This is a genomic window from Streptomyces sp. NBC_00414, from assembly GCF_036038375.1.
Lineage (GTDB): Bacteria > Actinomycetota > Actinomycetes > Streptomycetales > Streptomycetaceae > Streptomyces.
On sequence record NZ_CP107935.1, the window covers coordinates 8363392 to 8387427 of the forward strand.

The window sequence follows — 24036 nt, forward strand, 5'->3', positions numbered from 1 at the left end:
ACGGGGGATTACGCGGGGCCCGGAGGAGGGGGAGCACCACGTGTCAGTCCGACGTGCCGAGCGCCTGGCCGCCCGGCGGGCGGAGCGCCGACGCGCCGCCCGGCGCGGCGCCATGGTGGCGATGGCCTCCGCCGTCGTCGTGGCCGGCACCGTGACGGGGATGATGTCCGCGCTGGACGACGGCCGGGGCGGCGACGAGGCACGCCCCGACGTGACCGGCACACCGTTCCTGCAGCCGCTGCCCGCTGTGCCCACCCCCTCGCCCTCGGCGACGTCCGGCTCCCCGTCGCCCTCGGCGTCCGCGGCGAAGGCGGAACCGAGCCCGAAGCCGTCGAAGTCCGCGTCGACGAGACCGAGGACCGAGCCCGCGTCCGTGCGGCTCTACCGCCATTCCGACTCCCAGGTCCTCGACTGGATCCGGGCCAACCCCGACGACCCGCGCCGCCCGGTCATCGAGTCCCGGATAGCCGACCGGCCCGCCGCGGTCTGGTTCGCGGACTACACGCCGTCGAACATCACCGCCCGCGTCAGGGCGGTCACCTCGGCCGGGGCCGCGAAGGGCGGCGTGCCCGTCGTCGTCCCGTACGCGATACCGGACCGCGACTGCGGCGGGGCCTCGCAGGGCGGCGCGCCCGACCTCGGCGCGTACGGCGGGTGGATCGAGAGGTTCGCGGCGGGCCTCGGCAGCCGCGAGGTCGTCGTGATCCTGGAGCCCGACGCGATCGCCCAGTCCGACTGTCTTTCCGAGGGTGAACGGACGGCCCGTTTCAGCGCGTTGGCCCGGGCGGGCCGTGTCCTGAAGGCGGCGAATCCGAAGGCGCGGGTCTACTTCGACGCGGGGCACTCGGACTGGAACTCGCCGCAGAAGCAGGCCGGACTCCTGCGCCGGGCCGGGGCCGCGTCAACCGCCTCCTCGGACGGGATCTTCAGCAACGTCTCCAACTTCAACCGCACGGGCGACGAGGTCGCGTACGTCCGCCGGACCCTCGACGCGCTCGGCGGGCCCGCGAGCCTGGGCGCCGTGATCGACACCAGCCGCAACGGCAACGGAGCCCCGGCCGACGGCGAGTGGTGCGACCCGGCGGGCCGCAAGCTCGGGCAGGCGCCGACCCTGGGCACCGGGGAGGCCCGGATCGACGCCTATCTGTGGGTGAAGCTGCCGGGTGAGTCCGACGGCTGCCGGGGCACGCCGGGGACGTTCACCCCGGACTACGCCTACGACCTGGCGCGCTGACCGTCCGCCGGGCCGGAGCCGGATCCGGAGCCGGGGTCAGGTTCGGAGCCGCCCTCGGTACCCGCCTCGCGCCCGGAGCTGTAGGAGGACGTGCCCTCGTCCAGCAGCGGTTCCTGCGACTTGAGGTGCGCGGGGGCCATCGCCCGCAGCGCGTGGTAGCCGGTGATGACGACGAGCGTGCCGAGCGCGATACCGCTCAGCGAGAAGGTGTCGGTGAACTTCATCGTGACGTTCCCGACGCCGATGATGATGCCCGCCGCGGCCGGCACCAGGTTCAGCGGATTGCGCAGGTCCACCCCGGCGTTGAGCCAGATCTGCGCGCCGAGCAGGCCGATCATCCCGTACAGGATGACGGTGATCCCGCCGAGCACGCCGCCCGGGACGGCGGCCACGACCGCGCCGAACTTCGGGCAGAGGCCGAAGAGCAGCGCGAAGCCGGCGGCGGCCCAGTAGGCGGCCGTGGAGTAGACGCGGGTCGCCGCCATGACGCCGATGTTCTCGGAGTACGTGGTGTTGGGCGGGCCGCCCACGGCGGTGGAGAGCATCGAGCCGACCCCGTCCGCGGAGATCGCGGTGCCCAGCTTGTCGTCCAGCGAGTCGCCGGTCATCTCGCCGACGGCCTTCACATGGCCCGCGTTCTCGGCGACCAGCGCGATGACGACGGGCAGGGCCACGAGGATCGCCGACCAGTCGAAGGCCGGGCCGTGGAAGGCCGGCAGCCCGATCCAGTCCGCCGAGCCGACTCCGGAGAGGTCGAGACGCCAGTGGTCGGTGAGCTTGCCGCTCGCGTCGGCCGAGTGGATCCGGCCGAAGACCAGGTCGAAGAGCCACGAGATGCCGTACCCGAAGACCAGGCCGAGGAAGATCGCGATCCGGGACCAGAAGCCGCGCAGGCACACCACGGCCAGACCGGTGAACAGCATCACGAGCAGGGCCGTCCACTGGTCCTGCGGCCAGTACGTGGCGGCGGTGACCGGGGCCAGGTTGAAGCCGATCAGCATGACGACCGCGCCCGTGACGATCGGCGGCATCGCGGCATGGATGATCCGCGCCCCGAACCGGCGCACCGCGAGACCGACCAGGAACAGCGCGACGCCCACGACGAACACGGCGCCGGTCACGGTCGCGCTGGAGCCGCCCTGCGCGCGGATCACCGCGGCGACGCCCACGAAGGAGAGCGAACAGCCCAGATAGCTGGGCACCCGGCCGCGGGTCGCGAGCAGGAAGATGACCGTCGAGACGCCCGACATCATGATCGCGAGATTCGGGTCCAGGCCCATCAGGACCGGTGCGACGAAGGAAGCCCCGAACATGGCCACGACGTGCTGGGCGCCGAGCCCGGCCGTCCGTGGCCACGAGAGCCGTTCGTCGGGGCGGACGACCGCTCCGGGTGCGGGTGTCCGCCCGTCACCGTGCAGCTTCCAGCGCACACCGAGGTCCATGGTGGGGATTCGCTTTCTCTGTACCTGAGGTTGCGTACCTGAGGTTCCGTACGTGAAGTCCGTGCCTGAGATTCACGCAGGCGAAGTTCCGTACGTGAAGATCAGCGCCATGGTAGGTCGCGGCCCGGGGAGCGGCCGGTTCAGGGCCGGGGATTCGGAATATTCACGTCCGCCGCGCTGACCTCGCCGGACGTCGTACGGCCGCTGGACCGCAGCACGCCCGCGAACGCGGCGAGCCCGAACGCCAGCACGGTCACCAGGACGAAGGACGTCACCAGGCTCGTCGCATCCGCGACGGTACCGATCGCGGACGGGGCGATCAGTCCCGAGGTGTAGGTGATGGTGGCCACGCCCGCGATGGCCTGCGCCGGGTTGGGGCCGCTGCGGCCCGCCGCCGCGAAGCAGAGCGGTACGACCACGGCTATGCCGAGGCCCAGCAGGGCGAAGCCGGTCATGGCCAGGGCCGCGTTCTGCGCCAGTACGACGAGCAGGGCGCCGGCGGTGGCGAGGAGTCCGCTGACCCGTACGGTGCGCACCGGGCCGAACCGGTCCACCACCGCGTCCCCGGCGAGGCGCGCGAGCGCCATGGTGAGGGTGAAGCCCGTCGTGCACGCGGCCGCGAGTCCCGCGGAACTGCCGAGGACGTCCCGCAGATAGACCGCCGACCAGTCCAGGCTCGCCCCCTCCGCGAACACCGCGCAGAAGCCGATCGCGCCGATGAGCAGCGCCGACCTGGGCGGCAGCGCGAAACGCGGGGGCGCTTCCTCGTCCTCGGTGGCCCGCAGGTCCAGTACGCCCTGGCAGGCGACCGTGCCGAGCAGGGTGAGCGCCGCGGCGGCGAGCGCGTGGTGCAGCCGGGCGTCCGTGCCCAGATGCGCGGCGAGCGTGCCGGCGGCCGAGCCGACCAGGGCGCCCGCGCTCCACATGCCGTGCAGTCCGGACATGATCGACTTGTCCAGCCGGTTCTCCACCTCGACGCCCAGCGCGTTCATCGCCACGTCGGCCATGCCCGCCGTGGCGCCGTAGACGAACAGGGCCAGGCACAGGGTGAGCAGGTTCGGCGCCAGGGCCGGCAGGACGAGTGCGAGCGTCCACAGCGCCATGAGTCCGCGCAGGGCCGTGCGGGCGCCGAAGCGGTGGCTGACGCTGCCGGCGAGAGGCATCGCCAGGGAGGCGCCGATCGCGGGGAAGGCGAGTGCCAGGCCGAGCTGGCCCGCGCTCACCGACGCGTGGTCCTGGATCCACGGCACGCGCGTCGCGAACGAGCCGGTGACGGCGCCGTGCACGGCGAACACCGCCGCCACGGCGTACCGGGAGCGCTTCACCTCGCGCCGGTCGTACACCACTTCACTCATGCTCCCGGCCCCTGTCTGTCATCTTCGGCGTTCTCCGGTGCGTCCTCTGTCGGCTTCCGGACGTGCCGCCGAAAACTATCAGGCAACCTGCCTGATAGATAGATTGTTTTTACGCCCGCCGCAGACGGCGGCCCTGATCTGGAAGGATCCCGGCATGCCCGCATCACCGAGCACCGCCCGGGCCATCAACGACCGGCTCGCCCTGCGGCTGCTGCAGCAGGAAGGCCCACTGACGGCAGGGGAGTTGAAGCAGCTCACGGGACTGTCCCGGCCCTCGGTCGCCGACCTCGTGGAGCGCCTCGCCGCGGCCGGGCTGATCGGTGTGGTCGGGGAGTCGGGCGAGCAGCGGCGCGGCCCGAACGCCCGGCTGTACGGCATCGTCGCCGACCGGGCGCACCTGGCGGCCCTCGATGTGCGCACCGAGGGCGTGTCGGTGGTCGTCGCGGATCTGCTGGGCACGGTTCTGGCCGAGGCGTCGGTGCCGATCGCGGACGAGACGGACACCGCGCCCGCCGTCGAGCAGGCGGTCGCGCTGGTCGAACGCACGGCCAAGGAGGCCGGTGTCGAAGGGCTGCACACCGTCGGCATCGGCGCCCCCGGCCTGATCGACCCCGCCACCGGTGAACTCCGCAACTCCTCCGGCCTGCCCGAATGGCACCGCCGGCTGGCCGCGGTCCTTCAGGAGCGCCTCCAGGCCCGCGTCGTCGTCGAGAACGAGACCAACCTCGCGGCCCTGGCCGAGCAGCGCGACGGGGCCGCCCGCGACCGCGAGACCTTCGTGCTGCTCTGGCTCGGCCACGGGATCGGCGCCGCCGTGGTCCTCGACGGGGTCCTGCGCCGGGGTGCCTCCGGCGGTACGGGGGAGATCGGCTTCCTGCCGGTGCCGGGCACGGACGGCCTGCCGTCCGCGACGGGCTGCGAGGGCGGCTTCCACTCCCTCGCGGGCGCGGCGGCGATCGCCGAACTGGCGCGGCGGTACGGGGTGGTGGCCTCCGCCGTGGAGCATGAGCCGCATGCGGCGGCGCTGGTGCGGGAGGCGGTGTCGCGCGCCTCGGGCTCTGCCTCGGGCCCCGCCTCGGAGTTCCTCGACGCGCTCGCCGATCGTGTCGCCCTCGGGGCCGCGTCCGTGATCGCCGTGCTGGACCCCGGATGCGTGGTCCTCTCGGGCGAGATCGGCCGGGCGGGCGGCGAGGTGCTCGCGGCCCGGGTGCGGGACCGGCTCGGCCGGATGACACCGCTGCCCACCGAGGTGCGGGCCGGCAGCCTGGGCGGCGGCGCCGTCCTGCGCGGCGCCCTGCTGATGGCGCGGGACGGGGCCCAGGACGAGTTGTTCGCACCTCCGGAGCGGTGAGGCCCGTGCGGCCCGTGCCGCGTCGCCCGGGACCGTACCGGGTCGCGCCGGGCCCGTACCTGGTGGTGCGGGCCCGTGCCGGGAAAGGAGACCCGGCGGCGGGGCAAGGGCCTCCGTCACCGCCGCCGGGTCGATCTGGGGCGGGTCGGCGAACGCGGACCCGGAGAGGCGCCGGTGAACGCAGACCCTAGAGAGGACTAGACCAAAGCGTCAATAGGTATGGACCACCAGCGAGACGCCTTGATCACCGAGAAGTTGATCAGAGCCTGACGCGTCACGAGTGTCCCGTGAAGTCCATCGGTACACCTTGTGAGCCACCCCACAGAATTCACCCGCATGGGCGTCGATCAGGCGTGGCACACTGAGTCTGTACCAGAAGCAGCGCACTCCGGGGTCGGTGAAAGTCCGAACCGGCGGTTACAGTCCGCGACCCGGTCGCTTCCAGCGGCCGGTTGACCAGGTGAAATTCCTGGACCGACGGTTAAAGTCCGGATGGGAGGCAGTGCGCGGCGGGCGGGCATTCGTGCGCGCCGCCGTCTGTTTCGACGTGTCCCACGGGCACGTCCTACGCGGCGTCGTCCCCGGTGTTCCCGCTCGTTTCACATCTGTCGTCATCGACAGGCCCCGGAGTCCGTGCCCTATGAGGCAGGAGGACCCGGGAAGTGTTCACCGGAATCGTTGAAGAGCTGGGTGAAGTCACCGCCGTCGAGAACCTCGGCGACGCCTCACGTTTCCGACTGCGTGGCCCTGTGGTCACCGAAGGTGCACGTCACGGGGACTCCATCGCCGTCAACGGCGTCTGTCTGACGGTCGTCGACCACGAGGACGGCGAGTTCACCGCCGACGTCATGGCCGAGACCCTGGACCGCTCCAGCCTCGGCGCCCTCACCGTCGGCTCCCGCGTCAACCTCGAACGGCCCATGGCCGTCGGCGAGCGGCTCGGCGGGCACATCGTGCAGGGCCATGTGGACGGCACGGGCGAGGTCATCGAGCGCAAGCCGTCCGAGCACTGGGAGATCGTGAAGATCTCACTGCCCGCGGACCTCTCGCGCTACGTCGTCGAGAAGGGCTCCATCACCGTCGACGGCATCAGCCTGACCGTCGTCGACGCCGGCCCCGACTTCTTCACCGTCAGCCTCATCCCGACCACCCTCGACCTGACCACCCTGGGCCGCAAGCAGCCCGGCGACCCGGTCAACCTTGAGGTCGACGTGATCGCCAAGTACGTCGAGCGGCTGCTCGGCCCGCAGGGGCAGCGACCTGTGGCCCTGCCCGGCACCGAGGGAGCGACACGGTGAACTGGCTCAACTCCGAGGCGTTCACGCTCTTCGGCCAGCACATCAAGTGGGCCGACATGATCGGCAACGTGATCGGGCTGATCGGCCTCGCCCTCGGCTGGCGCCGCTCCATCTGGACCTGGCCCGTCCAGTTCCTGTCCGGCGCCATCCTCCTCGCCGCCTTCGCCACCGCCCACCTCTCGGGCAGCGCGGGCAAGCAGCTGGTGGTCATGGCCGTCGCGCTGTGGGGCTACTGGCAGTGGAACCGCGGCAGGGGCGGCGCCCAGGACGGCTCCATCGCCGTCCGGTTCGCCACCTGGCGCGAACGCGGCTACCTGCTCGGCGCAGCCGCCGTGGGCACCCTCGCGGTCGGCAGCCTGTTCACCGCGTACCCGTCGCTCTCCTGGGACCCCTGGCCCGACGCGTACATATTCGTCGGCACGGTCGTCGCGATGTACGCCCAGGCGCGCGGCATGGTCGAGTTCTGGTTCGCCTGGCTGCTCGTCGACCTGGTGGGCGTGCCGCTCAACTTCGCCAACGGCTTCGCGTTCTCCGGATTCGTCTACATCATCTACGGCGCGCTCGTCCTGTGGGGCATGCGCGACTGGTGGCTGCGCTCCCGCAAGGCCGGGCAGCCCGTCCTGGAAGGAGCCCCGGCATGACGACAACGCCGGTTTGGTACAGCACAGGTCAGGACGAGGACGCCTCGGACTTCACCCTCGACCCGGTCGAGAAGGCCGTCGCGGACATCGCCGCGGGCCGTCCGGTCGTGGTCGTCGACGACGAGGACCGTGAGAACGAGGGCGACCTCGTCATCGCCGCCGAGAAGGCGACCCCCGAGATCATCGCCTTCATGATGAGCGAGTGCCGCGGTCTGATCTGCGCGCCCATGGAGGGCGACGAGCTCGACCGCCTCCAGCTCCCGCAGATGGTCGAGAACAACACCGAGTCGATGCGCACGGCCTTCACGGTCTCCGTCGACGCGGGCCCCGCCTCCGGCGTGACCACCGGCATCTCCGCCGCCGACCGCGCCACCACGCTGCGGCTGCTCGCGGGAGGACAGGCGGGGGCGGCCGACTTCGTACGCCCCGGTCACATCTTCCCGCTGCGCGCCAAGCCCGGCGGTGTGCTCGTCCGCAACGGCCACACCGAGGCCGCCGTAGACCTCGCCCGGCTCGCGGGCCTGCGCCCCGCCGGGGCCATCGTCGAGATCGCCGGCGAGGACGGGCGGATGCTGCGCCTGCCCGAGCTGATCCCCTTCGCCCGCAAGCACGGGCTGACGATCATCTCCATCGAGGACCTGATCGCCTACCGCCGCACCGCCGAGCCCACGGTCCGCCGCGAGGCCAGGACCCATCTGCCCACCGCCTTCGGCGAGTTCACGGCGTACGGCTACCGTTCCACCGTCGACGGCGTCGAGCACGTCGCGCTGGTCCACGGCGAGATCGGCGACGGTGACGACGTCGTCGTGCGCATCCACTCCGAATGCCTCACCGGGGACGTCTTCCACTCCCTGCGCTGCGACTGCGGCCCCCAGCTCGAAGCCTCCCTGCAGCGCATCCAGGCCGAGGGCCGCGGGGTCGTGGTCTACCTCCGGGGCCACGAGGGGCGCGGCATCGGGCTGCTGTCCAAGCTGCGCGCGTACGAGCTGCAGGAGCGCGGACGCGACACCCTGGACGCCAACCTGGAACTCGGCCTGCCCGCCGACGCACGCGACTACGCGGCGGGCGCGCAGATCCTGGAGGACCTCGGGGTGCGCAGCCTGCGGCTGATGACCAACAACCCCGACAAGACCGCGGCGCTCGTCCGCCACGGCCTCAAGGTCACCGACCGCGAGCCGATGCCCGTGACCGCGGGCGAGCACAACCTCCGGTACCTGCGCACCAAGCGGGACCGGATGGGGCACGACCTGCCCTGGCTGGACACGACCACCGTGTCGGCCTGCGGCAATCAGTGACCCGTAACCAGCAATCAGCAATCTGATCAGTAATCAGCATCAGTAACGGCACAGCGCAGCACTGCACTGCACTGCACGAGGAGACACAGACGTGAGCGGCAAGGGCGCACCCGAACTGTCCGTACGCAACTGCGGTGACCTGCGGGTCGCCGTCATCGCGGCACAGTGGCACGAGAAGGTCATGGACGGACTCGTCGACGGCGCGCTGCGCGCCCTGCACGAGCTGGGCATCGACGAGCCGACCCTCCTGCGTGTCCCCGGCAGCTTCGAGCTGCCGGTCGTCGCGAAGGTCCTCGCGGGCCGCGGCTACGACGCGATCGTCGCGCTCGGCGTCGTCATCCGCGGCGGCACCCCGCACTTCGAGTACGTGTGCCAGGGCGTCACCCAGGGCCTCACCCAGGTCTCCGTCGACACCGGTGTCCCCATCGGCTTCGGCGTGCTGACCGTCGACACGGAGGAGCAGGCACTGGACCGCGCGGGCATCGAGGGCTCGAACGAGGACAAGGGACATGAGGCGGTGACGGCGGCCGTGGCGACCGCGGCCACCCTGCGCTCGGTATCCGAACCCTGGCGCTGATGTAGGCCCGCGACCGCGTAGGGTGAGGACCACCATGTCCAAGAAGACTTTCGAGGAGCTCTTCACCGAGCTCCAGCACAAGGCAGCCACCGGCGACCCCGCCACCTCCCGCACCGCGGAACTGGTCGGCAAGGGGGTCCATGCCATCGGCAAGAAGGTCGTCGAAGAGGCCGCCGAGGTCTGGATGGCCGCAGAGCACGAGGGCAAGGAAGCAGCCGCCGAGGAGATCTCGCAGCTGCTCTACCACGTCCAGGTGATGATGGTCGCTCGCGGCATCACCCTGGACGACGTGTACGCCCACCTCTGAGCCCTCGCCCCCACCCCCGTACCCGCACGAACGAAGGAAGCCGACCTCATGCTGCGCATCGCCGTCCCCAACAAGGGTTCCCTGTCAGGCCCCGCGGGGGAGATGCTGCATGAGGCCGGCTACCAGCAGCGCCGGGAGGCCAAGGAGCTGCGGATCGTCGACCCGGAGAACGAGGTCGAGTTCTTCTACCTCCGCCCCCGCGACATCGCGATCTACGTCTCCTCCGGCAAGCTCGACATCGGCATCACCGGCCGTGATCTGCTCATCGACTCCGCGGCCGACGCGGAGGAGATCCTGCCCCTCGGCTTCGCCCGCTCCACCTTCCGCTTCGCGACCAAGCCCGGCACGGTCAAGACCGTCGACGACCTCGCCGGGAAGACCGTCGCCACCTCGTACGAGGGCATCGTCGGCAAGTACCTCGCCGACAAGGGCGTCGACGCGTCCGTCGTGCACCTCGACGGCGCCGTCGAGACGGCCATCGAGCTCGGCGTCGCCGAGGTCATCGCCGACGTCGTCGAGACCGGCACCTCGCTGCGCAACGCGGGCCTTGAGGTCTTCGGCGACCCGATCATGAAGTCCGAGGCGACCGTCATCCGCCGCACCGGTGCGGAGACCGCGGGGGACACCGAGCCCAAGGTCCAGCAGTTCCTGCGCCGCCTCCAGGGCGTCCTCGTCGCACGGACCTACGTGATGATGGACTACGACTGCCGCGTCGAGCAGCTGGAGAAGGCCGTCGCGCTCACCCCGGGCCTGGAGTCGCCGACCGTCTCGCCGCTCCACAACGAGGGCTGGGTCGCCGTGCGCGCCATGGTCCCGTCCAAGGAGGCCCAGCGGATCATGGACGACCTGTACGAGATCGGCGCGCGGGCCATCCTGACCACGGCCATCCACGCCTGCCGTCTCTGAGGACCTTGAGGAACAGCTTCGCCATGCCGGACCACACCGAGCCGCCCGCCCTCCCCGTGACCTTCAGGCCCGGGCGCACCCGGGCCGTACTGCTGACCGCCGGTGCCACGATCTTTGTGGTCATCACCACGGTCGCGCTGCTGCTCGAAAAGCTCGGTCCGGGGGAGCGGCTCAGCTTCGTCTTCACCGCGGCGCTCCTCTTCGGGGCGCTCGCACTGCTCTCCCGCCCGAAGGTCGTCGCCGACGAATCCGGGGTCACCGTCGTCAACATCACCAGCAGGCGGCGGCTGGCCTGGGCGGAGATCCTGCAGGTCAACCTGCGTCCAGGAGACCCGTGGGTGTTCCTGAACCTCAGCGACGGCACCAGCCTGCCCGTGCTCGGCATCCAGCCGGGCATCGCCAAAGCGCACGCCATCAGCGACGCCCGCGCGCTGCGCGCCCTCGCCGAGGCCCGCTCCCTCGGCGAGCGGGACGGGCGCTCCGACGGCCCGCACGACGAACATCACGGCTGACTCTCAGCCTTCCACCCTGCCGTACGGGCCCGTGTCTTGATTAATCTGTTGGCGGAGGCGTTTTCGTTGCGCCTCCGCCGCTGACTTCCCACCCGGAACTCAGAGGCCCCCTGCTATTCGAGGAGTGACTCCCTCCAGCGATGGACGGATCGTCCTGTAGTACCTGCGCCGCCCCCTCCCGACATATCGAGGCGGCGGCATGACCATCCCCCTGCTGCTCCTCGGGGCGGCGTTCCTGTTGATCCTCGCCAACGGCTTCTTCGTGGCGGCCGAGTTCGGCCTCGTCACGGTGGAGCGCCCCGATGCCGAGAAGGCCGCGGCCGAGGGCGACCGACGGGCCCGTACCGTCGTCAATTCCCTCAAGGAGCTGTCCTTCCAGCTGTCCGGCACCCAGCTCGGGATCACCATCACCTCGCTGGTCGTCGGCATGCTCGCCGAACCGGCGCTCGCCGAGCTGCTGAACGGCCCGTTCACCGCCGTCGGCGTCCCCGAAGGCGCCGTGTCCGGTGTCGCCGTCGTCGTCGGCATGCTGCTGGCCTCGGCCGTGCAGATGGTGATCGGCGAACTCGTGCCCAAGAACTGGGCGGTGTCCAGGCCCTTGCAGGTCGCGCGGTTCGTCGCGGGCCCGCAGCACGTCTTCTCGACCCTGTTCCGGCCGGTGATCGCCGGCCTGAACTCCGTCGCCAACCGGCTCGTACGCGCTCTGGGCGTCGAGCCCACGGCGGAACTGGCCTCCGCGCGCACGCCCGGCGAGCTGGTCTCCCTGGCCCGGCACTCGGCCCAGGCGGGCGCGCTGGAGCAGGACACCGCGGACCTGTTCGTACGGACCCTCTCCCTGGCCGACCTCACCGCGCAGCACGTCATGACCCCGCGGGTGAAGGTCAGCGCCCTCCAGTCCTCCGCGACCGCCGAGGACGTCGTCAACCTCACCCGCGCCACCGGCCTCTCCCGTTTCCCCGTCTACCGGGAGCGGATCGACGAGATCGTCGGCATGGTGCACCTCAAGGACGCCCTCGCGGTGCCCGCGCACGACCGGCTGCGCACGCCGGTCACCAGGATCGCCCAGACCCCGCTGCTCGTCCCGGAGACGCTGCCCGTGCAGCCCCTCCTGGAGCGGCTGCGCAACGAGCAGCCCATCGCCGTCGTCGTCGACGAGTACGGCGGCACGGCCGGGGTCGTCACCCTGGAGGACATCGTCGAGGAGCTCGTCGGCGAGGTCCGCGACGAGCACGACGGACAGGACGTGCCGGAACTCGCCGTTGCACCGCCCGAGGACGGCCGGCCCGCCTGGGACGCCGACGGCAGCTGCCGCGTCGACATCCTCCAGCGCATCGGCCTGGAGGTCCCCGAGGGCCCGTACGAGACCGTCGCGGGCCTCGTCGCCGATCTGCTCGGCCGTATCCCGGCGCCGGGTGACCGGGCCGAGCTGCCCGGCTGGCGCCTCTCGGTCCGCCAGGTCGGGCACTACCGCGCCGAGCGGGTCCGGCTCGTCAGGACCGCCGACGCGGAGTCCGCCCTCGCTTCCGCCCCTGTTTCCGTCTCCGCGGCGGAGGCCGTCCGATGAGCGTGCTCCAACTCCTCTTCGCAGGTCTGCTCGTGCTCGCCAACGGCTTCTTCGTCGGCGCCGAGTTCGCCCTGGTCTCCGTCCGCCGCAGTCAGATCGAACCGCTCGGCACGGCACGGGCCCGGCAGGTCATGTACGGCCTGGAGAACCTGCCGCACATGATGGCCGCCGCGCAGTTCGGCATCACCATGTGTTCACTGACCCTCGGCGCGGTCGCCGAGCCCACCGTGGCGCACCTCCTGGAGCCGGTCTTCCACGCCGCGCACCTGCCCGAGGGCATGATCCACCCGCTCGGGTACGTCATAGCGCTCGCCGCGGTCGTCTTCCTCCACCTGGTGGTCGGCGAGATGCTGCCGAAGAACCTGGCGATGGCCGCTCCCGAGAAGACCGCGTTGTGGCTCAGCCCCGGCCTGGTCGCCTTCGCCCGGCTGTGCAAGCCGGTCACCGTGGCCCTCGGTGCCTGCGCCCGCGTCATCCTGAAGCTCTTCGGTGTCGAGCCCAGGGACGAGGTCGAGGCGGTCTTCACCAGCGAGCAGCTCAACCGGCTCGTCGAGGACGCGGGCCAGGCCGGCCTGCTCGACCCCGGGGAGCAGGAGCGCCTGGAGGACGCGCTGGAACTGGGCTCCCGCCCGGTCACGGACGTGCTCCTGGACCGCGAGTCGCTGGTCAGCGTGGGCCCCTCGGTCACCCCGGGCCAGGTCGTCGCCCTCACCGCCCGCACCGGGTACTCGCGTTTCCCGGTGGTCGCGGAGAACGGCGCCTTCATGGGCTACCTGCACGTGAAGGACGTCCTCGACCTGGAGGAGTCCGAGCGGGCGGTGCCGCAGCAGGTCTGGCGCCCCATGACGACCCTCAGCGCCGAGCTTCCGCTGGACGACGCCCTGACCGTGATGCGCCGCGCCGCGACGCACCTGGCCCAGGTCGCCGACGCGTCGGGCCGGGTCCTGGGCCTGGTCGCCCTGGAGGACGTCCTGGAACTCCTGGTCGGCGAGGTCCGCGACCCGGCCCACCGGGACGCCCCACCGGTACGGGTGGGCGAGCCGCGCGCCGGTTCCCCGGAACCCGCGGAACCCCCACAAGAGGCCCTGGCCAGCTGACACGGCCGACCCGCGCCCCCACGTCCTGGGGGCGCGGGGAACGGCGCAATCCTTTTGCTATTGGCTTTGCAGGGGCGCGGGGAACAGCGCAGTCTTTTCGCTTTTCAGGGGGCGCGCGGAACGGCGCGACAAGCCCACGACGCCGCCGCACCCGCGACACCTCGGCAACCCACCGAGCCGGCGGGCGCACCCAACCCCGGAGGGTTCTCGGGGCGCGGGCCCGACGGGGGTCTCACACCCCGGAGGGACCGCGCCCCGAGAGAACCTCCCCATACGCCTGCATCAGATCGGCCAACCGAAGCGTCGCCAGATCATCCCGCGTCAGATGCCCCGGATACCCGGAAAGCCGCAGATCCCGATAAGCACAGCTCTTCTCGTACAACGTGCGCAAGAACCGCCCGTTCCCGAGCTCGTCGATCCACCCCTGGTCGACGACGTGCCCACTGATGGACCGCAGCTCGTCGAGCGCCTCCTCGTCCCACACGTCCCCGTTGTCCGCGGCCAGCACCTCACCGATCGAGGTCAGCTCCAGAGGCCGGTACGACGGAAAGTCGACCCGGGTCGTGAACCGCGACGACAGCCCGGGGTTGGCGGCGAGCAACCGGTCCATCCCCTCCGGATAGCCCGCGAGGATCACCACCAGATGATTGCGGTTGTCCTCCGCCCGCTTCAGCAGCACCTGGAGCGCCTCGTCCCCGTACGCGTCGCCCTTGCCGTACCCGGAGTTGGAGAGCGAGTACGCCTCGTCGACGAAGAGCACCCCGCCGATCGCGGAGTCGATCAGCTCGTTGGCCTTCACCGCGGTCTGGCCGAGATACTCGCCCACCAGGTCGGCCCGCTGCGCCTCGACGAGATGGTCGCCGCCGAGCAGACCGAGCGCGTAGAAGACCCGCCCGAGAATGCGTGCCACGGTGGTCTTGCCGGTGCCGGAGGGGCCGGAGAACACGAAGTGCCGTTTCGGCGGCTGGACCGGCAGCCCCTGCCCGGCCCGCAGCCGCGCCATGTTCAGCTGGGCCGAGAGTGCCTTCACCTGGCGCTTCACCGGTTCGAGGCCGACCATGCCCTCCAGTTCGGACAGTGCCTCTTCGAGCAGCGCGGGATCGGTGGGCCCGGTCGGCAGATGCGGCGGCAGCACCGGCACGATGGCCTTCTCGCGGACCCGGTCGGACTCGGACGCCAGCGCTCCGGGCGGCGGCAGCTCGGGCTCGGACAGCTTCAGGTCCCGGCCCTCGGCGCCGAACAGCGGGTCCACGCCGTCGGGCCCGTCCAGGATGTCCTGCCCGACCCCGGTGAGCGTGATCGCCGCGAGGTCGGCCGTCTCGTCGTACCCGTCGCCCTCGGAGATCGCGGCGAGCCGGGCCGAGGTGTCCATGAACGCCGGGTCGACCCGGTGGACCGCCCGGTACAGGGGGAGGGCCGCCGCGGAGCGGCCCGTGCCCTCGTGCGCCCGCGCCAGCCAGTACCGCAGCTCCTTGCGCTGCGGCTGCTCGCTGCGGCACCGCATCAGCGCCGACGACAGCAGCGGCTCGGCCTGCCCGTACATCTCCAGGCGCACGCGGGCCATCCCACCGAACAGGCCCGCCTCGATGCCCAGCATCGGGTCGTCGATCAGCGGGTCCGTGTGCCGGACCAACTGCTCCCAGTCCTTGACGAGATAGGCCCGGCAGGCGTGCAGGAACCGGACCTGCGGATCCGCGTCCACCGGGGGCAGGCTCGCCAACGCCCGGTCCAGCTCCGGGACATGACGTCCGTCGAGCCAGTGCGAGGAGTGCGCGAGCAGCAGATCACGGGGCGATTCCAGCACCGGCTGCACCCACCAGCCCAGCCAGTACCAGGAGTTGAGCGTGCGCCGGTGTCGGGTGCGCTGCTCGCCGAAGCGGTCGCGGTGCCGGAACATCCGGAGCAGTGCGGTCGTCGTGTCGATGCGCAGCGCGTGCAGTCCGAGCCAGCCGTCCGCCATCCCCGGATCCATCCGGACCGCGGCGCGGAACTCCTCCTCCGCCTGGGGGTAGGCCCCCATCGTGTAGGCATCCACACCTCGCAGCCAGGCGAGGTCGGCCGGGGCCTCGGGGCCCTGCGTGCCGAAGTCCATCACGTCCCCCACAAACCGTGCCCCCGTTGATCACCGGGCGGGCCGGTGCCCGTCGGCAGTCTTCGTCGAACCGCTGTGCCGCGGACGGGAGTTGCGTGCGGTGCGGAGAGCAGCCGTCCGAAGGTCGCACCAAGAGGCATCGTACCTGCGGGGGAGCGCCGGACCGTAGGGTGCCGCACGACGGGTTCTTCGAGGTGGGAGCAGACGCGACGCACTCAGGACGGTCACTGAGGGTGAACGAATTGCGCACCGGAGCGTCCGGAAAGCGTGTGAAGACAGAACGAAGCCCCCGATCACGGGGGAACAACCGGGGGCCTCGCGTCTGTGGGGCGGCCCCGAAGGCCGCTCATTGAGAACGTAAGACCTGTACGGCCCCTCGGTCAAGCCGAGTTGGGGCACTGAGGCAACTTCTCGGACAGGCGTCTTCACAAGTTCAGCACACAGGCGCAGGCCCGTCACGGTCCGTGATGGAAAGCTCTCCCGGCGGTGTCCCGGAAGGTCCGGGGAGTACCTCATATCCGTCTGAACACTGCCGTACCAGAAGGTCGGCGAACGGCTCCGAAGGGTCCTCGGCGAAGTGCCGGCGCTCGGCGCGGACCCATCCTTCCCAGAAGTCGCTCTGTGCCGAGCCGTCCCGCAGGCGCCCCCGTGCCCATGCGTCCTCGTGGGGCATCTCCATCCACAGCAGCCCGGCCAGATGCGGCCGCAGCGCGCGACGGCCCGCACCGACCCCCTCGACGAGGATCACGGGCGCCGGCGGCAGGGCGCGGGCCGGCCCGAAGCCGCCCAGCCGCCAGTCGTAGGGGTGATAGTGCGCGGTCTCCCCGCGGCCCAGTGGTCCGACGACCTCGTGGAACAGTCGTCCCGTCCACGCGAACAGCTCCTCGTGCGTGGCGATGTCGTCCAGGCGCAGCACGGGGGCGCCGTCCAGCGCCTCGGCGAGGCGGTCCGTGAAGGTGGTCTTGCCGGAGCCCGCGTGGCCGTCGACGCCGACGAGCCGGACGGGGCCGCAGGAGGGCGGCAGCCGGCGCAGCCGGTGGGCGAGGGTGTGGAGATGGATGGGGATTCCCTGGGGGCGGAGGGGGGTGTACGCATTCCGGAGGAACACTCTACCGATGTCGAAATAGGGTGAATCGGGTCACTTGACCCGCCAGTGGTCTCGACCAATATTGGTCGGCGCCGCGACGCCCGAAGTGCTGGCAGAAGCCGTGATCACGTTCCATAGTTGGCGCACACCCACACATCACCCACGCACTGGACCAGCCCGTTCCGGACACCTGGGGGTCTCCCGTCCATGACCAGAGCTGAACAGCCGTCCCGCAGAACCGTCCTGGCCGCAGCGGTGGCGGCGGCCGCCGCCGGAGCGGCGAGCCCGGCCGCCGCCGCGAGCCCGACGCCCCGCACCGTGAAAGCCCCGAACGCAGCCGCTTTGTCGAAAGCGCCCTCCGGCCTCGTGGACAACCACGCCTGGACCTCGTACGCGCACTGGCGCGGCGGCACCGCGGAAGGGACCCGTGCCGTGCAGGGGGCCCGCCCGGGTCTGGAGATCCGGACCCCCCAAGGCCGCGTCGACTACCCGGACCCGCACACGGGCACGACCGCCACCTGGGAGTACGCCCGCTGGACCTCGCCGGCCCACCGGCTCGGCGTCCCCTCCACCGAGGTCATCGCCTCCTGGAACGCGCGGACCCCGGCGGGCACCTGGCTGCAGATCGAGTTGAGGGGCACGTACTCCGACGGCACGGACACCCCCTGGTACGTGATGGGCCGCTGGGCGGCCGGCGACCAGGACATCCGGCGGACCTCGGTGGACGACCAGAGCGACGGCAGGAGCAGCATCTGGACCGACACCTTCGCCATCGACGACGCGGCCTCCGGGCTGCGCCTGGTCTCGTACCGGCTGCGGCTGACCCTCTACCGCAAGCCCGGAACCAAGGCCACGCCGACCGTGTGGCGGCTCGGCGCGATGGGCTCCGACGTCCCGGACCGCTTCACCGTCCCGGCGTCGGCGCCCGGTCTCGCACGGGAACTGACGGTGCCGCGCTACTCGCAGGAGATCCACGCGGGCCAGTACCCGGAGTACGACAACGGCGGCGAGGCCTGGTGCAGCCCCACCTCCTCCCAGATGATCATCGAGTACTGGGGGCGGAAACCCACGGCCGAGGCGCTGGCCTGGGTCAACCCCGCGTACGCGGACCCGCAGGTGTGCCACGCGGCACGGTTCACCTTCGACTACCAGTACGACGGCTGCGGCAACTGGCCCTTCAACGCGGCGTACGCGGCCACGTACAAGGATCTTCAGGGTGTGGTGACCCGGCTCCACTCGCTCACCGACCTGGAGACGCTGATCGCCGCCGGGATCCCGGCCATAACGTCGCAGTCGTTCCTCGCGGCCGAGCTGACCGGCGCGGGGTACGGCACGGCCGGGCACCTGATGACGGTCATCGGCTTCACCGCCGACGGCGACGTGATCGCCAACGACCCGAACTCGCCCGACAACGCCGCGGTGCGGCGCGTCTACAAGCGGCGCGAGTGGGAGAACATCTGGCTCCGCACGAAGAGGTACAACGCCGCCGGGAACGTCGCCTCCGGCACCGGCGGGGTCTGTTACCTCTACTTCCCGGCCCAGCTCACGACCGCCCAGCGCAAGGCCCTGGCGGCGGTGGGCGTGCACTGATCACGGACGCCGGTACGGCCCAGGGGCGGCTCCTCTCGCAGAGGGGCCGCCCCTGTGGCGCCTGCGACCTCCGTCCGGGACGCACTCCCGTCCGGCGCGCGTGACCAAGCTCTCCCCCGCAAAAGCCCGATCCGATGGCAAGGTGGACGAACCGGTGGGGGAATTCCATCCGAAACCGGCGGGGGAGTCCATCGCAAGCCGACCGTGAGTGAGCCGCCATGACCACCACCTCTGCCACCGCCGGACACGTCCGCGCCCGTACGGGCGGCCCCAAGGACGACGGGCCGAAGATCCTTGAGCACGTCATGGGCTGGACCTTCGTGCTGGTGCTCGCGATGTTCGTGACACAGCTCGGCCTGGTCTGACGCCAGGACCGCGCCGGCCGGTCGAAGAGACTCGAACAGGCTGATCGTACGGCTCTGCCATACTGCGAGGTCCCGCCCGCGGTTGGAGACCAGGTCCGGAATTGAGTAACAGCCCACAGCGCGGTGTCGACCGCCCCGTAGCGCGCGGCACCGATCGTTCCTTGGCGCGCCGAGCCGAACTCATCGTCATCGGGCGGAAGTTGTTCGCCGACACCTCCTACGACACCCTGTCGATGGACGACATCGCCAAGCAGGCGCACGTCGCCAAGGGGCTGATCTACTACTACTTCCGGTCCAAGCGCGGTTACTACCTGGCGATCGTCGAGGACTCGGTGGCCGAGCTGGTCTCCCGGGCGGCCGGCGGTCTCGAACTGCCCCCGGAAGAGCGGGTGCACCGCACCATCGACGGCTATCTGCGCTACGCCGAGCACAACCAGGCCGCTTACCGGACCATCATCAGCGGCGGTGTCGGTTTCGACGCCGAGGTGCACGCCATCCGCGACGGGGTGCGGGAAGCCATCGTCGAGACCATCGCCGAAGGGGCGTACGGGCGGCGGAAGGTGGGCCCGCTGCCGCGTACGGCGCTGCTGGGCTGGCTGTGCAGCGTGGAGGGGGCCACCCTCGACTGGATCGACCACCGCGGTCTGCCGCGCGACCTGATGCGCGAGCTGCTGGTGAAGATGCTCGGCGGCACGATGCGCGCCGTCGAGGAGCTGGACGTCTCCTATCCGGCCCCGCAGGCCGCGCGCCGCACCACCTGACACGGCAGTCGGGGCGGGGGCCGTTGCCGACCCCCGCCCCGACTGCCTTACCGGAGAGGCTAGTTGATCGCCTTGATCAGCTCGCCGTTCGACGTGTCACCGCTCAGCTCCCAGAAGAACGTGCCGCCCAGGCCCTGCGCGTTCTTGTAGTTCATCTTCCCGGCGATGGTCGACGGGGTGTCGTAGCTCCACCAGTTGCTGCCGCACTTGCCGTACGCAGTGCCGCCCACCGTGCCGGTGACCGGGCACTTCGTCTTGAGCACCTTGTAGTCGTCGATGCCCTGCTCGTACGTGCCCGCGGCCGGCCCGGTCGCCGTGCCGCCGGGCGCCGCCTGGGTCACTCCGGTCCAGCCGCGCCCGTAGAAGCCGATGCCGAGCAGCAGCTTCGAGGCCGGGACGCCCATGCCCTTGAGCTTGGCGATCGTCGCGGAGGTGTGGAAGTCCGCCTTCGGGATCCCCGAGTAGGAGTTCAGCGCGGAGTGCGGAGCCGTGGGCCCGGTCGCGTCCCAGGCACCGAAGAAGTCGTACGTCATCGGGTTGTACCAGTCGACGTACTGGGCCGCGCCCGCGTAGTCCGCCGCGTCGAGCTTGCCGCCCGCCGTGGCGTCGGCCGGGATCGCCGAGGTGACCAGCGCGGAGCCGCCGAACTTGGCGCGGACGGCCGACATCAGGTTCTTGTACGCGGCCCGCCCGCTGGTGTCACAGCTGAGGCCGCAGCTGTTGGGGTACTCCCAGTCGATGTCGATGCCGTCGAAGACGTCGGCCCACTTCGAGTTCTCGACCAGGTCGTAGCAGGACTGGGCGAAGGCCGCGGGGTTCTTGGCCGCCTCGGTGAAGCCGCCGGACCAGGTCCAGCCGCCGAAGGACCACAGGACCTTGAGGTTCGGGTGCTTCTTCTTCAGCTCGCGGAGCTGGTTGAAGTTGCCGCGCAGCGGCTGGTCCCAGGTGTCCGCGACGCCGTCGACCGACTCGGCCGCGGTGTGGGTGCGCTCGTTGGCCGCGTAGGCGTCGCCCATCGCGCACTTGCCGCCGGTGACGTTGCCGAAGGCGTAGTTGATGTGCGTCAGCTTGGCCGCGGACCCGGACGTCTCGATGTTCTTGACCAGGTACTTCCGGTCGTAGGTGCCCCATTCGGTGAAGTAGCCGACGACCTTGGAGCCGGCTGCTTCGGGGGCTGCCGCCGTGGGGGTGGCGGCCTTCTCTGTCGTGGCCGCCGTGGCGGCCGCGGTGGCCGTGCCCGCACCGGCGAGCAGTCCCGCGCCGAGGACGGCGCAACACGCGGCGGACAGGAGCGCCCGGAAACGGACGCGGGGGCGGAGCGAGGTGAGCATCGGATCTCCTCGTGGGGGAGAGGGGAACAGGCGCCGATTGGCATGAACGCGGTTAAGCGTTGGAGCGAAACAGTAGGAGGACTAGACCAGTTGGTCAATGGTTCGGACCAATACGCCACCGGAATTCTGTAGTCTTGAGTAAGCGGTCGTTAACTGGTGACGCGATGCCTCCGATCGGGCATACTCACAGCGCACAGCCGCTGATCAGGCGCTTCCGCGACCCGGAGGCGCGAGCATCACCGGTGCTCAGTGAGACCCGGCGGCGCGGCCCCACCCAGGCGCGCGCCCGCCGATGTGCCCGACAGGGAGGATCGTCGCCATGCCCGACCGCGCCCCGCAGCCGGTGGACCGTCAACTGCCCACGGACGAGGCCCGGGATCTGATCTCGCTCGTCCGCGACATCGCGCAGCGTGAGATCGCCCCGAAGGCGGCCGAGGAGGAGGATGCCGGACGCTTCCCGCGGGAGGTCTTCACCCTCCTCTCGGAGTCGGGACTGCTCGGCCTCCCCTACGACTCGGAGCACGGCGGCGGGGACCAGCCGTACGAGGTCTACCTCCAGGTCCTCGAAGAGCTCGCCGCGGCCCGCCTCACCGTGGGTCTCGGGGTCAGCGTGCACTCCCTCGCCTGCCACGCCCTCGCCAACTACGGCACCAAGGAACAGCAGGTCGAGCACCTCCCGAACATGCTCGGCGGCGGCCTCCTGGGCGCCTACTGCCTCTCCGAACCGGCCTCCGGCTCGGACGCGGCCTCACTGCGTACGAAGGCCGTGCGCGACGGCGACTCCTGGGTGCTCACCGGCACCAAGGCCTGGATCACGCACGGCGGGGTCGCGGACTTCTGCACCGTGCTCGCGCGGACCGGCGGCGAGGGGGCGCGGGGCATCACGGCATTCCTGGTGCCCGGTGACGCCGAAGGGCTGAGTGCCGCGGTGCCCGAGAAGAAGATGGGCATGAAGGGCTCGCCCACCGCGCAGGTCCACTTCGACGGGGTGCGGATCCCCGACAGCCGGCGCATCGGCGAGGAGGGGCAGGGCTTCGCCATCGCCCTGTCCGCGCTGGACTCCGGACGGCTCGGCATCGCGGCGTGCGCCATCGGGGTCGCCCAGGCCGCTCTGGACGAGGCGGTCGCCTATGCCACGGGGCGCGAACAGTTCGGCCGGCCGATCGCGGACTTCCAGGGCCTGCGCTTCATGCTGGCGGACATGGCGACCCGGATCGAGGCGGGCCGTTCGCTGTATCTCGCCGCGGCCCGGCTGCGTGACGCGGGACGGCCCTTCGCCCGGCAGGCGGCCATGGCGAAGCTGTTCTGCACCGACGCCGCGATGCAGGTCACCGTGGACGCCGTCCAGGTGCTCGGCGGGTACGGCTACACCGCGGACTTCCCCGTCGAGCGGTACATGAGGGAGGCCAAGGTGCTGCAGATCGTCGAGGGCACCAATCAGATCCAGCGGATGGTCATCGCCCGTCACCTCGCGGGTCCCGAGTCCCGCTGAACCGTCCGTACGCGTACATCGCCGAAGGGGCCACCAGCCTGGCCCACTCCGGGTCGTGGCGGCCCGGCAGGGTCCGCCCGCGGTCGGCCCAGGCGCGGACCATGGCGCGGTAGATGGGGGGATCCAGGGGCTGGTGAGGCCCCTGGGAGCCCTGCGGGCCCAGGGAGCCCTGGGGCATCTGTGACACCTGGGGCCTCTGGAGTCCATGAGGTCCTTGGGCTCCCTGTGACGCGTGGGATTCCTGGGGCTCGGGCAATACCCGCGTCCACTGAGTCTCCTGGGGCACCAGGCGCTGCGGGGGCGCCTGGTGCTGCTGCGTCCCCTGGTTTCCCTGGTTCCCCTGCGCCCCATGAGCTCCGTGAGTCCCCTGGGAAACCGATTCTGCGGGGGGAAGAAGAAACCCGCGACGACGGCCCGTCTCTGCGTATGTCTCTGCGTACGAAGGGGTCATACCGGGCCAACGCGCCTCGGGCCGGGCAGGTCACCGACTGGCGAATTCGTCTGTGCGTTCGCGGGGGTTCCGGGGCTCGGGAGGGCTGCCGGACTCTGGCCCCGCACACACTTCTGACGTACCGTCAGTTCCCCCGTGCCGCGTGCCCCGGGAGGCAGCCGATGCCCGACGACCGTCCCGTAGCCCTCGACGAGTACCCCGTGCACCAGGTCCCCCTTTCGATGAAGCACGTGGCGACAGGGGACCGGAACGCCTACGACCGGTGCATCTTCCACGTCTTCGACCATCAGGGCCGCGCCCTGCTCGTCCTGGGGCTCGGGGTCTATCCGAACATGGGCGTCATCGACGCGTACGCCACCCTGCGTGTCGGGGACACCCTGCACGCCGTGCGCGCCTCGGACGCCCTCGACGACGACGAGCGGATGAGGCCGGCCGTCGGCCCGCTCCGGATCCACGTCGAACGCCCCCTGAAGAACTTCGTCCTGAGCTGCGCGGCCGATCCCGACGACCCGGACGGACTGTCGTACGAGATCCACTGGTCCGCGGACTTCCCCGCGCTGTGGGAACCGCATCACGTCCAACGCCGGGGCGCCCGGCTCACGTTGGAGGGCAGGCGGTTCGTCCAGGCGGGCCGGTGCGACGGCTGGATCAAGGTCGCGGGGGAGGAGACGCGACTGTCGGACGGCGGCTGGACCGGCACCCGCGACCGCAGCTGGGGCACGCGTCCGCTCCCCGGTGAGGAGGGTGGCAGGCTGGCCGAGGAACACCGGACCGAGGGCTTCCACTGGCTCTGGTGTCCCGTCCGCTTCGAGGACCGATTCCTGATGGTCGTCACCCAGGAGGACGCCGACGGCCACCGGACCCTGAACGACGCCACACTCGTACGTGCCGGGCAGCGCGACCGCCAACTCGGCTGGCCCCAGGCGGAGATCGCCTACCGGAGCGGCACCCGCCACCCGGAGCGCGCGACCGTCCACCTCGGTGATCCCCGCAAGCCGCTCGAACTGGGCGTCGAGATCCTGGCCTCCTCCCCGCTCGCCGTCGGCGCGGGCTACCCGCCCGCCGAGGACTGGCAGCACGGCACCTGGCAGGGCAGGGGCTGGACCGACCGCCGCACGTACGACCTCTCGGACCCGGCCGTACTCGGGCTCGCCGCGTACGGGGTGACCGACCACGCCGCCCGCTTCACCCTCGACGGGCGGACCGGGTACGGGATCTTCGAGCACGGCTCGTTCGGACGGCACGACCCGAGCGGCTTCACCGGCTTCGACTCGGTCGCGCCGTGAAC

21 protein-coding genes and 1 riboswitch are annotated in these 24036 nt (G+C 71.0%); of the genes, 16 read left to right on the forward strand and 5 right to left on the reverse strand.

The features are described 5' to 3' along the window. Positions 1-112 precede the first annotated feature (112 nt). Positions 113-1234 carry a glycoside hydrolase family 6 protein gene (locus tag OHS59_RS36415; RefSeq protein WP_328499495.1) on the forward strand — a complete coding sequence of 374 codons (1122 nt, stop codon included), beginning with the start codon at positions 113-115 and terminating at the stop codon, positions 1232-1234. Here OHS59_RS36415 and OHS59_RS36420 read toward each other — a convergent pair. Together OHS59_RS36420 and OHS59_RS36425 are read right to left on the reverse strand one after the other, a co-directional pair. Next, positions 1216-2676 (reverse strand): uracil-xanthine permease family protein, encoded by a 1461-nt coding sequence (locus OHS59_RS36420; protein WP_328497587.1) that lies wholly within the window; start codon positions 2674-2676, stop codon positions 1216-1218. The genes OHS59_RS36415 and OHS59_RS36420 overlap by 19 nt on opposite strands. 140 nt (positions 2677-2816) lie before the next feature. Continuing rightward, complete coding sequence (locus OHS59_RS36425) at positions 2817-4031, reverse strand: MFS transporter (RefSeq protein ID WP_328497588.1); 1215 nt, start codon at positions 4029-4031, stop codon at positions 2817-2819. Positions 4032-4185: 154 nt separating this feature from the next. Here OHS59_RS36425 and OHS59_RS36430 point away from each other — a divergent pair, with 154 nt between their 5' ends. From OHS59_RS36430 to OHS59_RS36475, 10 genes are all read left to right on the forward strand, one after another. After that, entirely contained in the window at positions 4186-5382 is a 1197-nt protein-coding gene (locus tag OHS59_RS36430) for an ROK family transcriptional regulator (RefSeq protein ID WP_328497589.1), read from the forward strand. A 379-nt stretch (positions 5383-5761) separates the two neighbouring features. Then, positions 5762-5892, forward strand: a riboswitch (FMN riboswitch). A 152-nt stretch (positions 5893-6044) separates the two neighbouring features. Continuing rightward, positions 6045-6680, forward strand: coding sequence for a riboflavin synthase (locus OHS59_RS36435; protein ID WP_328497590.1), 636 nt, complete (start codon positions 6045-6047; stop codon positions 6678-6680). Then, on the forward strand, positions 6677-7321 hold the full coding sequence (locus tag OHS59_RS36440) for a nicotinamide mononucleotide transporter family protein (RefSeq protein ID WP_328497591.1): 645 nt from the start codon (positions 6677-6679) through the stop codon (positions 7319-7321). The genes OHS59_RS36435 and OHS59_RS36440 overlap by 4 nt, the downstream gene beginning before the upstream one ends. Continuing rightward, the gene (locus tag OHS59_RS36445; RefSeq protein ID WP_328497592.1) at positions 7318-8616 is read left to right on the forward strand and encodes a bifunctional 3,4-dihydroxy-2-butanone-4-phosphate synthase/GTP cyclohydrolase II; all 1299 of its coding nucleotides are present in this window, start codon (positions 7318-7320) and stop codon (positions 8614-8616) included. The genes OHS59_RS36440 and OHS59_RS36445 overlap by 4 nt, the downstream gene beginning before the upstream one ends. A 91-nt stretch (positions 8617-8707) precedes the next feature. Further along, positions 8708-9193 (forward strand): 6,7-dimethyl-8-ribityllumazine synthase, encoded by a 486-nt coding sequence (gene ribH, locus OHS59_RS36450; protein WP_328497593.1) that lies wholly within the window; start codon positions 8708-8710, stop codon positions 9191-9193. A gap of 34 nt (positions 9194-9227) precedes the next feature. Continuing rightward, positions 9228-9500: a phosphoribosyl-ATP diphosphatase gene (locus OHS59_RS36455; RefSeq protein ID WP_149510532.1), complete on the forward strand. Its 273-nt coding sequence runs from the start codon at positions 9228-9230 to the stop codon at positions 9498-9500. A 48-nt stretch (positions 9501-9548) separates the two neighbouring features. Beyond that, the gene (hisG, locus tag OHS59_RS36460; RefSeq protein WP_328497594.1) at positions 9549-10406 is read left to right on the forward strand and encodes an ATP phosphoribosyltransferase; all 858 of its coding nucleotides are present in this window, start codon (positions 9549-9551) and stop codon (positions 10404-10406) included. Between the two features lie 23 nt (positions 10407-10429). Then, positions 10430-10918 carry a PH domain-containing protein gene (locus tag OHS59_RS36465; protein WP_328497595.1) on the forward strand — a complete coding sequence of 163 codons (489 nt, stop codon included), beginning with the start codon at positions 10430-10432 and terminating at the stop codon, positions 10916-10918. A gap of 199 nt (positions 10919-11117) precedes the next feature. Then, the gene (locus OHS59_RS36470; protein WP_328497596.1) at positions 11118-12482 is read left to right on the forward strand and encodes a hemolysin family protein; all 1365 of its coding nucleotides are present in this window, start codon (positions 11118-11120) and stop codon (positions 12480-12482) included. After that, complete coding sequence (locus OHS59_RS36475; RefSeq protein WP_328497597.1) at positions 12479-13579, forward strand: hemolysin family protein; 1101 nt, start codon at positions 12479-12481, stop codon at positions 13577-13579. The genes OHS59_RS36470 and OHS59_RS36475 overlap by 4 nt, the downstream gene beginning before the upstream one ends. 232 nt (positions 13580-13811) lie before the next feature. Here the strand turns inward: OHS59_RS36475 and OHS59_RS36480 are convergent, their stop codons facing one another. Continuing rightward, complete coding sequence (locus OHS59_RS36480) at positions 13812-15671, reverse strand: AAA family ATPase (RefSeq protein ID WP_328497598.1); 1860 nt, start codon at positions 15669-15671, stop codon at positions 13812-13814. 433 nt (positions 15672-16104) lie between these two features. Beyond that, entirely contained in the window at positions 16105-16737 is a 633-nt protein-coding gene (locus OHS59_RS36485) for a uridine kinase family protein (protein ID WP_328499496.1), read from the reverse strand. Positions 16738-16965: 228 nt separating this feature from the next. Here OHS59_RS36485 and OHS59_RS36490 point away from each other — a divergent pair, with 228 nt between their 5' ends. The 3 genes from OHS59_RS36490 (at position 16966) to OHS59_RS36500 (ending at position 19474) form a co-directional block, all read left to right on the forward strand. Next, positions 16966-18348 carry a peptidase C39 family protein gene (locus tag OHS59_RS36490; protein WP_328497599.1) on the forward strand — a complete coding sequence of 461 codons (1383 nt, stop codon included), beginning with the start codon at positions 16966-16968 and terminating at the stop codon, positions 18346-18348. A 218-nt stretch (positions 18349-18566) separates the two neighbouring features. Next, positions 18567-18713 carry an SCO1431 family membrane protein gene (locus OHS59_RS36495; protein WP_189772871.1) on the forward strand — a complete coding sequence of 49 codons (147 nt, stop codon included), beginning with the start codon at positions 18567-18569 and terminating at the stop codon, positions 18711-18713. A gap of 101 nt (positions 18714-18814) precedes the next feature. After that, entirely contained in the window at positions 18815-19474 is a 660-nt protein-coding gene (locus OHS59_RS36500) for a TetR/AcrR family transcriptional regulator (protein ID WP_328497600.1), read from the forward strand. A 59-nt stretch (positions 19475-19533) separates the two neighbouring features. On the opposite strand, the gene OHS59_RS36505 is transcribed toward OHS59_RS36500, so the two are convergent. Then, positions 19534-20805: a glycoside hydrolase family 18 protein gene (locus OHS59_RS36505; protein WP_328497601.1), complete on the reverse strand. Its 1272-nt coding sequence runs from the start codon at positions 20803-20805 to the stop codon at positions 19534-19536. A 319-nt stretch (positions 20806-21124) separates the two neighbouring features. Here OHS59_RS36505 and OHS59_RS36510 point away from each other — a divergent pair, with 319 nt between their 5' ends. Continuing rightward, a complete protein-coding gene (locus OHS59_RS36510; protein ID WP_328497602.1) occupies positions 21125-22297 on the forward strand; it encodes an acyl-CoA dehydrogenase family protein in 1173 nt (390 codons plus the stop codon). Between the two features lie 612 nt (positions 22298-22909). Beyond that, positions 22910-24034 carry a hypothetical protein gene (locus OHS59_RS36520; RefSeq protein WP_328497604.1) on the forward strand — a complete coding sequence of 375 codons (1125 nt, stop codon included), beginning with the start codon at positions 22910-22912 and terminating at the stop codon, positions 24032-24034. Positions 24035-24036: the final 2 nt, after the last annotated feature.

Bases quoted from the DNA above. Each gene is read 5' to 3' on its own strand.
- OHS59_RS36415 (WP_328499495.1), top strand. From the start codon at position 113: ATGGTGGCGATGGCCTCCGCCGTCGTCGTGGCCGGCACCGTGACGGGG.
- OHS59_RS36420 (WP_328497587.1), bottom strand. From the start codon at position 2,676: ATGGACCTCGGTGTGCGCTGGAAGCTGCACGGTGACGGGCGGACACCC.
- OHS59_RS36425 (WP_328497588.1), bottom strand. From the start codon at position 4,031: ATGAGTGAAGTGGTGTACGACCGGCGCGAGGTGAAGCGCTCCCGGTAC.
- OHS59_RS36430 (WP_328497589.1), top strand. From the start codon at position 4,186: ATGCCCGCATCACCGAGCACCGCCCGGGCCATCAACGACCGGCTCGCC.
- OHS59_RS36445 (WP_328497592.1), top strand. From the start codon at position 7,318: ATGACGACAACGCCGGTTTGGTACAGCACAGGTCAGGACGAGGACGCC.
- OHS59_RS36455 (WP_149510532.1), top strand. From the start codon at position 9,228: ATGTCCAAGAAGACTTTCGAGGAGCTCTTCACCGAGCTCCAGCACAAG.
- hisG (WP_328497594.1), top strand. From the start codon at position 9,549: ATGCTGCGCATCGCCGTCCCCAACAAGGGTTCCCTGTCAGGCCCCGCG.
- OHS59_RS36465 (WP_328497595.1), top strand. From the start codon at position 10,430: ATGCCGGACCACACCGAGCCGCCCGCCCTCCCCGTGACCTTCAGGCCC.
- OHS59_RS36470 (WP_328497596.1), top strand. From the start codon at position 11,118: ATGACCATCCCCCTGCTGCTCCTCGGGGCGGCGTTCCTGTTGATCCTC.
- OHS59_RS36475 (WP_328497597.1), top strand. From the start codon at position 12,479: ATGAGCGTGCTCCAACTCCTCTTCGCAGGTCTGCTCGTGCTCGCCAAC.
- OHS59_RS36480 (WP_328497598.1), bottom strand. From the start codon at position 15,671: ATGGACTTCGGCACGCAGGGCCCCGAGGCCCCGGCCGACCTCGCCTGG.
- OHS59_RS36490 (WP_328497599.1), top strand. From the start codon at position 16,966: ATGACCAGAGCTGAACAGCCGTCCCGCAGAACCGTCCTGGCCGCAGCG.
- OHS59_RS36495 (WP_189772871.1), top strand. From the start codon at position 18,567: ATGACCACCACCTCTGCCACCGCCGGACACGTCCGCGCCCGTACGGGC.
- OHS59_RS36505 (WP_328497601.1), bottom strand. From the start codon at position 20,805: ATGCTCACCTCGCTCCGCCCCCGCGTCCGTTTCCGGGCGCTCCTGTCC.
- OHS59_RS36510 (WP_328497602.1), top strand. From the start codon at position 21,125: ATGCCCGACCGCGCCCCGCAGCCGGTGGACCGTCAACTGCCCACGGAC.
- OHS59_RS36520 (WP_328497604.1), top strand. From the start codon at position 22,910: ATGCCCGACGACCGTCCCGTAGCCCTCGACGAGTACCCCGTGCACCAG.